11 protein-coding genes are annotated in these 12,553 nt (G+C 58.8%); 9 read left to right on the plus strand and 2 right to left on the minus strand.

Annotated features, from left to right (window positions below):
• Nucleotides 1–2: 2 nt before the first annotated feature.
• The 8 genes from pilV (at nucleotide 3) to Q390_RS0108995 (ending at nucleotide 9,906) form a co-directional block, all read left to right on the plus strand.
• On the plus strand, nucleotides 3–644 hold the full coding sequence (gene pilV / locus Q390_RS0108960) for a type IV pilus modification protein PilV (protein WP_027995758.1): 642 nt from the start codon (nucleotides 3–5) through the stop codon (nucleotides 642–644).
• Nucleotide 645: 1 nt separating this feature from the next.
• Nucleotides 646–1,611, plus strand: coding sequence for a PilW family protein (locus Q390_RS0108965; protein ID WP_084153844.1), 966 nt, complete (start codon nucleotides 646–648; stop codon nucleotides 1,609–1,611).
• A gap of 21 nt (nucleotides 1,612–1,632) precedes the next feature.
• Nucleotides 1,633–2,409 carry a pilus assembly PilX family protein gene (locus Q390_RS0108970; RefSeq protein ID WP_027995760.1) on the plus strand — a complete coding sequence of 259 codons (777 nt, stop codon included), beginning with the start codon at nucleotides 1,633–1,635 and terminating at the stop codon, nucleotides 2,407–2,409.
• Nucleotides 2,410–2,498: 89 nt separating this feature from the next.
• The gene (locus tag Q390_RS0108975) at nucleotides 2,499–6,098 is read left to right on the plus strand and encodes a pilus assembly protein (protein ID WP_027995761.1); all 3,600 of its coding nucleotides are present in this window, start codon (nucleotides 2,499–2,501) and stop codon (nucleotides 6,096–6,098) included.
• An 11-nt stretch (nucleotides 6,099–6,109) separates the two neighbouring features.
• Nucleotides 6,110–6,556 carry a type IV pilin protein gene (locus Q390_RS0108980; protein ID WP_281174780.1) on the plus strand — a complete coding sequence of 149 codons (447 nt, stop codon included), beginning with the start codon at nucleotides 6,110–6,112 and terminating at the stop codon, nucleotides 6,554–6,556.
• Nucleotides 6,557–6,625: 69 nt separating this feature from the next.
• Nucleotides 6,626–7,723, plus strand: a complete 1,098-nt coding sequence (ribD, locus tag Q390_RS0108985; RefSeq protein WP_156949867.1) for a bifunctional diaminohydroxyphosphoribosylaminopyrimidine deaminase/5-amino-6-(5-phosphoribosylamino)uracil reductase RibD — start codon at nucleotides 6,626–6,628, stop codon at nucleotides 7,721–7,723.
• A 16-nt stretch (nucleotides 7,724–7,739) separates the two neighbouring features.
• Nucleotides 7,740–8,375 carry a riboflavin synthase gene (locus Q390_RS0108990; RefSeq protein ID WP_037472599.1) on the plus strand — a complete coding sequence of 212 codons (636 nt, stop codon included), beginning with the start codon at nucleotides 7,740–7,742 and terminating at the stop codon, nucleotides 8,373–8,375.
• 136 nt (nucleotides 8,376–8,511) lie between these two features.
• The gene (locus tag Q390_RS0108995) at nucleotides 8,512–9,906 is read left to right on the plus strand and encodes a Fic family protein (RefSeq protein ID WP_027995765.1); all 1,395 of its coding nucleotides are present in this window, start codon (nucleotides 8,512–8,514) and stop codon (nucleotides 9,904–9,906) included.
• Nucleotides 9,907–9,923: 17 nt separating this feature from the next.
• On the opposite strand, the gene selD is transcribed toward Q390_RS0108995, so the two are convergent.
• On the minus strand, nucleotides 9,924–11,018 hold the full coding sequence (gene selD / locus Q390_RS18045; RefSeq protein ID WP_051603143.1) for a selenide, water dikinase SelD: 1,095 nt from the start codon (nucleotides 11,016–11,018) through the stop codon (nucleotides 9,924–9,926).
• 93 nt (nucleotides 11,019–11,111) lie between these two features.
• On the opposite strand from selD, the gene mnmH reads away from it, so the two are divergent.
• Nucleotides 11,112–12,179 (plus strand): tRNA 2-selenouridine(34) synthase MnmH, encoded by a 1,068-nt coding sequence (gene mnmH, locus Q390_RS0109005; RefSeq protein WP_027995766.1) that lies wholly within the window; start codon nucleotides 11,112–11,114, stop codon nucleotides 12,177–12,179.
• A 66-nt stretch (nucleotides 12,180–12,245) separates the two neighbouring features.
• Here mnmH and Q390_RS0109010 read toward each other — a convergent pair whose 3' ends face one another.
• On the minus strand, nucleotides 12,246–12,500 hold the full coding sequence (locus tag Q390_RS0109010; protein WP_027995767.1) for a DUF2249 domain-containing protein: 255 nt from the start codon (nucleotides 12,498–12,500) through the stop codon (nucleotides 12,246–12,248).
• Nucleotides 12,501–12,553 lie beyond the last annotated feature (53 nt).

Raw genomic sequence — 12,553 nt, forward strand, 5'->3', positions numbered from 1 at the left:
TTATGACTACACCATCATTTTCCCGAAAACGCCTGCGCGGCGTCTCGCTGATCGAATCCCTAGTGGCCATCGTCGTTATGGCGCTGGGCATCCTCGGGATAGTGGGTGTGCAAATGCGTACCCTGGCAGATACCCAAACCAGCGTGCGCCGGGCGCAGGCCATCCGGCTGATTGAAGACATCGGCGAACGCGCCAAGGCCAACCCCAATGCTCTAGCCAACATCAATGCTTACCTCACCGGATTTGGCGATGCCCCCTCAGTGCCTGACTGCTCTAGTGGTTGCGGCCCAGCGCAATTGGCTGCCTATGACGTAGCCGTTTGGAAAAAAACCATCAAAGAAAACCTTCCGCTGGGTCAAGCGGCCATCTTTATCCCACCGGCAGAGAGTGCATTAACAACTGGACAGCGCCAACTGGGCGTAATGATTGCTTGGCGCGAAAACGAACGCCACGATGCCGATAGCACATTCAAAGACAACACCGACACCACCAAGATTCTTGACAACGGCGAGTGGAAAGCGGGCGCAGGCGATACGGCTTGTCCAGACAAGCACACCTGCCACCTGCAATACCTCCCCGTCGCATCGCGCTGTGCGCCTTACTCTCCTGGTGGCGTCACGTCGTACTACTGCCCAGGGCCTTAAAATGAAATCAAAAAACATAGCTGGCAGCGCTTCATCTGCAAGGGTTTCAAGCCAAGTATGGCCAATAGAACTGCCAAAACACCGACACGCTCAGCGCGGCGTCACGCTAATCGAGTTAATGGTGGGCATCACCATCGGTCTGCTCACCATCGCCGTGGCCATGGGCGCGCTCATGGTCTCGCGCGGCATCTCGGGCACGATAAGCGACGCTAGTGGCATCCAGCAGCAAGCTGCGTATGCCATGCGCGTCATCGGTCTACAACTGCGCCAAGCCGGCTCGCTGCGGCTTAACCTCGATCCAGGCACCGCCACAACTGCGGAACCTTACTTGACACCGGTGGCATTTGAGGCAGCCGTATCCACTGATACACACCCTGCTTTAGATAGTTTTGACCCGGCAAAAGCCACCCTCAGCGGCACCGCTTCCCCTGCGTCCTTAACGCTAGGCTACCGCCGCTATACAGAGCCTACTTTTGCCAGCGCCACAGAACAAGCTTTCTCCCGCAACTGCTTGGGCGGCCCAGCAGATACCAGCACCCACCAGCGGTTGCAAAGCGCATTTTGGCTTAGCAGTAAAAACGAATTGCGATGCGCAGGAAATCAAAATATCTCAGCTCCACCGCTCGACACTGAGGGGCAGCCAATCCTGCAAAACGTCGCCAACTTTCAAGTGCGCTATTTACTGCAAGACACCACCACCACACCAGGCACCAGCACCATCAAATCCACCGATGCAGCCGGCGTGACCAATTGGGCCCAAGTGCAAGCCGTAGAAGTATGCCTAGTCCTCTATGGCAACGAATCTATTGGGATGCCCACAGACGGAACAGCTACCTATACCGATTGCGATGGCGTCACCAAAGTGGACATGGCTACCGTCACCGGTGAGCGTAATAAACGCCTGCATGTTCCATTCCGCAACATTTTCCAGCTGCGCAGCCAAGGCTTGGTCGGCTCGGTGCTTTAAACCTGAATGAGAAAAATTACCATGCCAAGGAAGCCCATCACCCGGCACCCGCGCCAGCGTGGCGTGGCGCTGTTTGTCGTCATTGTGTTTGTCATGCTGTCCATGCTGCTAGCGCTGTGGGCATCACGCACCTCGTTGTTCAACGAAATGCTCGTCGGCAACGATGCTGACTACCAGCGTGCCTTTGAAGCCACCCAAGCTCTGCTGCAAGACGCAGAACTGGACATCCGTAACGAAAATCCCGACGGTTCCTTCTGTATTGGCAACAAGTGTCGCAACAACATCAGCACAGCCAAAAAAATCCCGCTCGATGCCCAAGAAGTTACGCCCCTGCTGGCCGATCTCGACACAGCAACAACCAAATGCCATAGTGGCCTGTGTATTAAACGCACAGGACGGCAAGATTTCTGGAATAAAAAAGACAGCACAGGCCTATTGACCGGGGAAGTCAAACTCGCAGACATGACCAAACCTGGCATCGGGGCACGCTACGGTGAATACACCGGAGCCACCTTAGGTGACGCCGCAAACCCTGCCAACCCCATTTTGGCCGACCGTAGCGCCAATGATCGTGGCGGTTGGTACTGGATTGAAGTGATGCGCTATGACGAAAGCAGCAAAAACTCAGGCCTGATCATTGAGAGCACCCCCCCTCCAAACACCCCCCCTCCAAACCTGCTGAGCCTGAACCTCAAGCCCAATGTGGTGTACCGCATTACCGCTTTGGCCTATGGCCGCAAGACGGGCACCATGGCCGTACTGCAGCAAACCTACGCCCGCCAAGTGCGCAAAAACTGATTAACTATCAAAATAATAGCTAGTAGCGCTTTATTGGTAAGCCTTATAGCCATTTTTACTCTATAACCATTCTGACCTAAGGAGCAGCTATGCCCCGCCACACCCCACCCCGTTTTCGCAAAACTTTGCTCGCCATGGCCGTTGGCGCAGCGCTGGCGCCATGGAGCGCTTGGGCAATAGATCTGGCAGAGGCCCCACCGGGCACAGTGGAGCCGTATGTGCGACCCAACGTCATCATCTCAATCGACGATTCGGGCAGTATGGACTGGAAGGTTACAAGTGGCAGTGCCGGGTCAGCGTCTATTACCTCTCCCAACCCTGACGGCAGCTGGAGTACCAACGCCAAGCGCATCAATATTCTTAAGTACTCTCTCAAGCAGGTATTCAACGACCAGAACCTGCTGCCGGACAAAAAAATTCGTCTCTCTTGGCAAGCCATGTGGAACAACGGCAACTCGCCCAATGCCAAAAGCGTGAACGAAACCAGCATGAAGCAGAACTCGATGCGTGTGCTAGACAACACCCACCGCACGAACTTTCTTAGCTTTGTTAATAACCTGAGCGCCAGCGGTGGCACGCCCTCACACCTGATGTTCAGCCAAGCTGACGCCTATATGCGTCAACCCCTAGGGACTAGCAGCGCTTGGGCAACTGACCCAGGAACCACCGGGGCACCCTATTTGGGCTGCAGGCGCACTTACCACATCTTCATGTCTGACGGACGCTGGAACGGCAGTGTTTCCGGTAGTACGCGCGACGACAATACGAAGGCTCAGACGCTGCCAGACGGAATGGTCTATGGCAGCACCAACGCCGCAACTAGGCCATACAACAACATCTATCACGACACCTACAGCAACACCTTAGCCGACTGGGCCTTCTACAGCTGGGCCAAACCGCTACGTATCGATCTAACTGGTGCCATGCAGGCTGCTGCCGATTACCGCAAAGCACCAGCGAATGAGAATTTCAGCCCCAATCCAGCCAAACCAGCCATCCTTGATCGGTATTGGAACCCGCGCTACAACCCCGCTACTTGGGCGCACATGGTGACATACACCATTGGCTTCAGCACTGACGCTATCACATGGCCAGGATCCACCATCGTGGCTCCCACTCAGCAAGTTCCGTTCGGGTATGACAAGGGTTTTATCGATCTCGTGACCGGGGATAAAAAATGGCCGGATATGGGCACGGGTGAAAATGTCCGCGCCCTCGACCTCTGGCATGCAGCCATCAACGGACGCGGGCGTTTTTACGCAGTCGATGAGGGCGCAGATCTGGAAAAAGCCTTCCGAGAAATCGTAGGCCAAATCAACACTGCCACCGACCCAGACCTGAGTGCCAGCGCAACCAGTGGATCGAACGTATCGCGCAGCGAAGTCGGAAAATACACCGCCGCCTATGAGCCCACCAAATCTTGGAAGGGTTTTTTAACGGCTGATAAAGTAAAAACTGACGGAACCACCACACCAGACCTTGGGTGGGAAGGCAAGAACACCGCCGACAAGCTCGACGCCATCACCACCAGCAGCCGCTTGGTATTGAGCTGGAGCGACAAGTGGGACAGCACCAAGAGCAAGGGTGGCGTGCCATTTAAGTGGGCAACGGACGACAGCAACCTCAGCACAGCGCAAAAACTCTGGCTGCAAACCAATGTAGGTGGCACCGTCGAGACTGCCGCCAAAGGCCAGCAGCGGCTTGATTTCATCCGTGGCGAGCGCGGCCTAGAAGGCTCTGAGGCCACTGGCTACCCCACCTCCAATCCATACCGTCAACGCTACAGCCGCCAGGGCGACATCATCAACTCCGACGTGTGGTATACGGGCGCGCCCGCTGGCGAAACGCTGCTCAAAGGCTATTCGACTTTCGTGCGGAGCAACAGCTCACGCCCAGGAATACTCTACGTGGGCGGCAACGACGGTATGCTGCACGGCTTTGCGGCTGCCGATGGCCAAGAAAAAATCGCCTATGTCCCCCGTGGCGTGATCCCCAGCCTAACGCTGCTAACCGACCCGCAGTACAACAGCAAGCACAAATACTTTGTCGATGGCTCACCCATGACCGGCGACGTGGACATGAACGGCGGCATGCAAAACCCAGAAAGCTCTGACTATGGTGCTTATGTACCCGATTGGCGAACTCTTTTAGTGGGATCGCTGGGATTGGGCGGCAAAGGCTATTTTGTACTGGACGTGACCAACCCCACCGCCACCCCACTACCCAATGGAACGCCTGGCTTTACTGAGGGCAATGCACCACAATTGGTAAAACTAGACCGCACCCGTGGCCCCATAGAGCCCGTGATCAACTGCGGTGCTATCGCTGCCGGAGCCGAGAAAACCGCTTGCGAAAAGGCCGTGGACGAAGACAAAGACATTGGCTACATCACAGCCAAGCCCATGCGCGACGACAACGACCCTATGCGCAGCGCACAAATCACACGCTTAAACAACAACCGCTGGGCAGCAGTGCTGGGCAATGGCTACAACAGCACCAACCAGCGCCCGGTGCTGCTGCTGCAATACCTCGACGGTGACAAAGCACTGGTACGCATTCCTACAGTAGGCACCGCAAATACGCCACCTACCCCTGGCACCGGGCTGGCTAAAGACAACGGCCTAGCATCGCCACGCTTGGTTGACCTCAATGGCGACGGTCTGGCCGACGTGGTTTATGCTGGCGATAACTTGGGCAATTTGTGGAAGTTTGACCTTACCAGCCACAACCCTAGCAACTGGAAAGTCGCCTTTGGCGGCGACCCATTGTTCACCGCCAGTGGCCCGACAGCGCTGAATGGTTCCACGCGCCCCAAAATTCAGCCAATCACAACTCCACCTACCACACGCGCCAACGACCGCACCAAGATAATAGGCAGTGGATCCAGTGCCAAAACCGAGCGCGTGGGCGGCATGATGGTGGCTTTTGGTACGGGCCGCAATGTAAGCAAGGATGACCCCTCCAGCGTAGACGTACAAACCGTCTACTCCGTGCTGGACAACACGCGCTATCGGCCAATCAGCACTACCTTAGGCAAGCGCCTAGAGGTACACCCCGGCAGCGGCACCTGCCCCAATGGCGACGACTGCGTACCCACACCTGCCGCCTTGGGCGCGGGTGTGGTCACGGCCAAATTGGCCAAGCAAGAGTTCATTGAAGTCGATGGTGGTGACTTTGGTGCCATCAAACCGGTGGACGAATTGAAAGCCGCAACCTGGGCCAACTACAACGGTTGGTACCTCGACCAGCCCTCTGTCGGCGAGCGCCTGCTCAAGCCTTTCGAGTTCTACGATGCCAGCAACCTGCTAACGGTGTGGTCTCAAGTGCCCGCCAAAGGCTCGGACGTTGACCCCAACGTAGAGAGCTGCGACTCCTCCTCGGTGGACGCCGAGCGCCAGTACCGAACCTTTGTCAACATCATGGACGGCAAGGCCCCTACGGTGCAGATTGTCGATAAAAATGGCGATGGCAAATTCAACATGGCCACTGGCGACGGCGTTGCATTCAGCGGAAGTGGAAACATAGGGGGATACCTCAGCATTTCCCGCAAAAAAGTCACCAAGGGCCCGCACAGCATCATCAGCACCGGCAAGTACGAAAACATCGATATTGATGCGAAGAACAACAAGGAAAAACTTGCCACCATGCCTGAAGAGTCTTTGCGTCCCAGCTGGCGCCAGATCCAATGACAGGAGGCTCTATGACACCAACCATGAATAAAACCATCACCATGCGACAAAAAGGCTTCACACTCATCGAGCTGATGATCGTGGTGGCCATCATTGGCATCCTCACAGCCATCGCTATGCCCAGCTACACTGAATACATTCAACGCGGGCACCGAGCAGACGCACGCGCGGGGCTGCTCCAAGCGCAACAATGGCTGGAGCGGGCTGCAACGGCCACGGGTGTCTATCCAACAACTTTGCCCACTGCGTTAACTTGGTCTGGTGATGCCTCCAAGCGCTACACCATTGGTTTCCAAGCAGGAAACACCAATGCGGCCTACACGCTGGTGGCTACGCGCAAAACACCAGGCCCACAAGCCACTGACAAATGTGGCAATTTCACTGTAGATAACACAGGAGCGCGCAGTGCACTCAATTACGCTAGCGGCACGACAGCTGCCGAATGCTGGAGTAAATAGGTGGCCAGAAAAAGCCAGTAGCCACTGCGCTACCATCCGGGCGCAATGACCACACCTGCGCTCACTTTCATGCACCAAGCGCTTGGGCTCGCCGCCCAAGCGCTTTTTCTTTCCAGCCCCAATCCACGTGTCGGCTGCGTACTGGTCGCTGCCGATGGCCGGGTGATTGGCCAAGGCTTTACCCAGCAAGCCGGTGGCGCGCACGCCGAGGTGATGGCGCTGCGCGATGCTGCCGCCGCCGGCGAATCCACGCGCGGGGCCACGGCCTATGTCACGCTGGAGCCGTGTTCGCACCAAGGGCGCACGGGGCCGTGTTGCGATGCGTTGGTGGCCGCGGGCGTGGCGCGGGTGGTGGCGTCGCTCGAAGACCCCAATCCGCTGGTCGGCGGGCGCGGTTTTGCGCGACTGCGGGCAGCAGGCGTGGAGGTGGAAGTCGGGCCGGGCGCAGCCGAGTCGCGCGCTTTGAATATTGGTTTTTTCAGCCGCATGGTCCGCGGCACACCGTGGGTACGGCTGAAGGTGGCCGCATCGCTGGACGGCACCACTGCACTGCACAACGGTGCCAGCCAGTGGATCACCTCACCCGCAGCGCGCGCCGATGGCCACGCTTGGCGCGCGCGGGCCTGCGCTGTGCTGACCGGCATTGGCACCGTGTTGCACGACAACCCGCGCCTGAACGTGCGCGAGGTCAGCACGCCGCGCCAGCCACAAGTGGTGGTGCTGGACAGCCGTTTGCAGACGCCGCCTGATGCTCATCTATTAGTAGCTGTTCGCGCTTGCTCTATATACGCTGCAGGCAGTTTGGATGCTGATTTTGACGCGAGGCAAGCGGCTTTGCAGGCGTGCGGCGCTGCGGTAGTGCAGTTACCGGGTGCCGAGGGCCGGGTGGATTTGGCTGCCGTGCTGCGCGACTTGGGCCAGCGCGGTATCAACGAGCTGCATATCGAAGCCGGGCAGCAGTTAAATGGCGCCCTGCTGCGCGCCGGGCTGGTGGACGAGCTGCTGCTGTATCTGGCGCCCAAGCTGCTGGGCGCGGGGCTGGGCATGGCGAATATTGGCCCGTTGCCGTCGCTGGCCGAGGCGCTGGCGCTGGAGTTCACCGACGTGCAGCGCGTCGGGCCGGACTTACGCGTACTGGCGCGGCCACCGGGCAGAGGCGATTTTTAAGCCACAATCGTCCCCCATGTTTACAGGAATCATCACCGGCATGGGGCGCATCGCCGCCGTGCACTCTTTGGGCGACGCGCCCGGCCATGGCAAGCGCCTGACCATTCAAGCGCCGCCTGCGTATTTGGACGATGTCAGCTTGGGCGACAGCATTGCGCTCAACGGCGCCTGCATGACCGTGACCACGCTGTCACCGGCGCAGCAGCAGTTCACCATCGACATCTCTGCCGAGTCGCTGTCCAAAACAGCGGGTCTGGACGCCATCGGCCCGATCAATTTAGAAAAAGCCCTGCGCGCCAACGACCGCTTGGGCGGTCATTTGGTGTCGGGGCATGTCGATGGGCTGGGCAGCGTCACGCACTTTGCGCAGGTCGGCGAGAGCTGGGAGCTGCGCGTGCTGGCCCCGCCCGAGCTGGCGCGGTTTTTGGCCTACAAGGGCTCCATCGTCGTCAATGGCGTCAGCCTGACAGTGAACCGCATTGCCGACCTGCCAGACGGCTCAGGCTGCGAGATGAGCATCAACCTGATTCCGCACACCGTGCAAAACACCGCACTAGGGCATTTGCGCGCGGGTTCTAGCGTCAATTTAGAGGTGGACTTGATCGCGCGTTATTGCGAGCGGATGCTGAATTTTCCTGCTGCGGCGCGGTAACTGTGGCGGTCACATTTTTTCAGCCATTTGAGATGCAGGAAAAATATTACGCGACATTGAATATGTCGCGATAATTCTTTACCGACATTTTTCTTTGCTTAATATCGCGATAACAGCAATGCGCGACAGAAAATCCATGACCAAGCCCCTACCAACACACCCTTATGAAGCGGTGATTGACGCACTTGCCCGCCTTCCCAGCGCAGCCAGCATCGAGCAGATTGAAGAAAGTCTTGCTGAGCCCCCCCATCGGCGTACTTTGCAGCGCTGGCTCAATGACCTGATGGCGCAAGAGCGCGTGCTGCGCGAAGGCCAAGGGCGTGCCACCAAGTATCGACACAGGAAGATAGTGAGCGCATCGGCAGACATCGGCGCAAAAGCCATCGCCACGGCTTACGCTGAAACCTTGATTCCTTTGTCACCCGAAGCCAAGCAAGTGGAATCTCTGGTTCGCCAGCCCTTGATGCTGCGTACACCGGTCGGCTACGACCGCGCTTTTTTGGACAAGTACCGACCTAACGCAAGCTATTACCTATCCCAAAACATTCGCGATGAACTGCTGTCGCAGGGCCAGGCGGTCAGCACCAACGAGCCGGCAGGCACTTACGCGCGGCAACTGGCCAACCGCTTGCTGATTGATCTGTCCTGGAACTCAAGCCGTCTTGAAGGCAATACCTATTCGCTGCTGGAGACCGAAAGGCTAATTTCCGCTGGCGAGGCAGCCACCGGTAAAAACGCGTTTGAAGCGCAGATGATTCTGAATCACAAGGGGGCGATTGAGTTTTTGATCGATGCAGCCGATGAGATTGGCTTCAATCGCTACACCCTGCTGAATCTGCACGCGCTGCTGTCAGACAACTTGCTCGACGACCCCACCGCCAGTGGCCGCTTGCGCAATATCTCGGTCGGCATCGGGCAGAACACCTTCCTGCCGCTGGAGGGGCCGCAGCGGATCGAGGAGTGTTTTGAGCAGGTGCTCGACACCGCCGCCGCCATACACGACCCGTTTGAGCAGGCCTTTTTTGCAATGGTGCACTTGCCCTATTTGCAGCCCTTCGAGGATGTCAACAAGCGTGTCTCGCGCCTAGCGGCCAACATTGCGCTGATCAAGCACAACTTGTGTCCGCTGTCCTTCGTGGATGTTTCACAGTCAACTTACATCAGCGCCATGCTGGGTGTCTACGAACTCAATCGGGTTGAATTGCTGCGCGATGTATTTGTCTGGGCATACAAACGCTCCTGCACCCGCTATTCCGCAGTGCGCCAGTCGCTAGGCGACCCCGACCCATTTCGTCTACAGCACCGCCAGCACATTGCCCAAGCTGTTGCCGATGTAGTGTGCGGAAAAATGAGCAAGCCACAAGCCGTCAGCTACATCCAGCGCTTTGCGCACGAGCAGATCGAAGCATCTGACCAAGGGCGCTTCATTGAAGTGGTCGAGACGCAGTTACTCAGTCTGCACGAAGGCAACATTGCCCGCTATCGCCTGCGCCCCAGTGAGTTTCATGCTTGGCGTGGCGTCTGGAAGTGACTGTTTGCACAATTCAGTCAGACACACACCAAGCGACTGCGGCCCTCTGCGGTGTTCGCATTCGCCTGCATCTGGCCGATAGCCGCCGCACTGTCAAAACCAGCGCTGCGAAAAGCCTCCAAAACCGCATCCGCGGTATCCGGGCTGCAACTGACCAGCAGGCCACCGCTGGTTTGCGGGTCGGTCAACAGGGCGCGCTGCCATTCGGGCGCGGCCTCCGGCCACTGCACTTCGCTGCCGTACGCCGCCCAGTTGCGCGCCGAGGCGCCAGTCGCCATGCCCTGGCGGGCAAATTCCACTGCGCTGGCGATCAACGGCACTTGTGCCAGGTTGATGTACGCCGACAACTGCGAGCCTCGGCACATTTCCAGCAAATGGCCGGCCAGGCCAAAGCCGGTGACATCGGTCATGGCGCGCACGCCGTCCAATTGCGCCAGCGCGATGCCGACGCGGTTGAGCTGCGTCGTGTGGCGCAGCATTTCTGCATAGCCTGCGGCACCCAGCACCCCTTGTTTCAGCGCCGCCGACAGCACGCCCACGCCCAGCGGCTTGCCCAGCACCAGCACGTCACCGGCTTGGGCATCGGCGTTGCGGCGCACCCGATCGGGGTGCACTAGGCCCAGGCCGACCAGGCCGTAAATCGGCTCGACCACATCAATGCTGTGGCCACCGGCAATCGGAATGCCCGCCTCGCGGCACACGGCGGCGCCGCCTTCGAGGACGCGGCCAATCACCTCAGGCGACAGCTTGGCAATGGGCATACCGACCAGCGCCAGCGCCAAAATCGGTGTGCCGCCCATGGCATAGATGTCGGACAGCGCGTTGGTGGCGGCAATGCGGCCAAAGTCATACGCGTCATCGACGATGGGGGTGAAAAAATCAGTGGTGGCCACCAGCGCTTGGCTGTCATTCAAGCGATAAACGGCGGCATCGTCAGCGGTCTCGGTGCCGACCAACAACTCGGGTGGCACGATGCCTTGGGGCGCGCGTGCCAAAATCTCGCGCAGCAGGCCGGGCGCAATTTTGCAACCGCACCCGCCGCCATGGGCGAACTGGGTGAGGCGAATGGTCTCTGAAGCAACGGGGGTGGTAGCAGGAACAGTAGCGGTCATAGTGGCGGCGATTGTGCCAGCCACCCACGCTGTGCCCCGTTCGCTATCCCATTGGCCCTTCCTCGCCCCTTCCCACCCACTGGAACTCTTCCCATGAGCCACCGCAGCCCCGTGCGCGTCCCCGATCGCCACGCTTTTGACGCCGTCATCGACGCGCGTTCACCGGCCGAATTTGCGCTCGACCACATTCCCGGCGCCATCAACTGCCCGGTGCTCGACGATGAGGAGCGCCGCATTGTCGGCACGCTCTACAAGCAGCAGGGTGCGTTTGAAGCGCGGCGCATCGGCGGCGCTTTTGTGGCCGCCAACTTGGCGCGCCATTTGCAAGGGCCGCTGGCCGATCGCCCGGCGCGCTGGAAGCCGCTGATCTATTGCTGGCGCGGCGGGATGCGCAGCGGCTCGATGGTGACCTGGTTGCGCATGGTGGGCTGGGACGCGCAGCAACTGGCGGGCGGCTACAAAAGCTGGCGCCGCCATGTGATTGATCTGATTGAGGCCCTGGCGCCGCAACTGCCGCTGCGCGTGCTGTGCGGCCCCACCGGCAGCGCTAAAACGCGCATTCTGCAAGCGCTGGCCGAGCGCGGTGAGCAGGTACTGGATTTAGAAGCCTGCGCGCGCCACCGCGGCTCGGTACTGGGTGGCTGGCCGGGCGTGCCGCAGCCGTCGCAAACGGCGTTTGAGACGCTGCTCGGGCAGCAGCTGGAGCCCCTGGATCTGCAGCGACCAATCTATGTCGAAGCGGAAAGCAGCAAGATTGGCCGCATCTCGGTACCGCCGCCGCTGATCCAACACCTGCGCGCCAGCCCGTGCATTGAAATCCAGGCCAGCCCGGCCGTGCGGCTGGAGTTTTTGCTGCGTGACTACGCCAATCTGGGCGATGACCCCGCGTTGTTGGCACAGCAGTTAGGCAGTCTGCGCGAACTGCATGGCCATCAGGTCATCGATCGCTGGCAGCACTGGGCACTCGCACGCGACTTGGCACCGTTGTTTGCCGAGCTGATGGCGCTGCATTACGACCCGCTGTATGCGCGCTCGCAAAGCAAAAACCTGTTTCAGTGGGCGCAACGACAGTCGGTGTGCGCACAGGATCTGTCGTCGGCTGGCATCAGCGCTGTGGCTGAGCAGATTATGGAAAATAAAATGATAGCTGTAGCTGCTTGATAACAAACAGTTTCAGGCTGTTTTATAGCTGAAACCCTTGTACAGCAAGCGCTGTAAGCTATTGTTTTATTGGCGGATGAAATCAATCACGATCGCGCCGGGCTCGCGCTGGAGGTATTGGATTTGTACGGAGTCGCCGTAACGCGCCGCCAATTGCTGTAGCAGCGGCAGCGGATCATGGTCGTTGACAAAGCGCATGGTCTCGCCGGTGTTGAGCGCATCCAGCGCGCCAAAGATGGCGGCATGGCGAAAACGTTTGGCCACGCCCCGGGCGTCAAACGGGTAGATGGCATCGGGCGAGGTGTGGACGTGGGCAGTCATGGTCAATTCCGTAAAATTAAAAGATTCAAACAAAATGAATCTTTATTTTAGGA

Origin of the sequence: Simplicispira psychrophila DSM 11588, from assembly GCF_000688255.1 — a bacterium.
Classification (GTDB): Bacteria; Pseudomonadota; Gammaproteobacteria; order Burkholderiales; family Burkholderiaceae_C; genus Simplicispira; species Simplicispira psychrophila.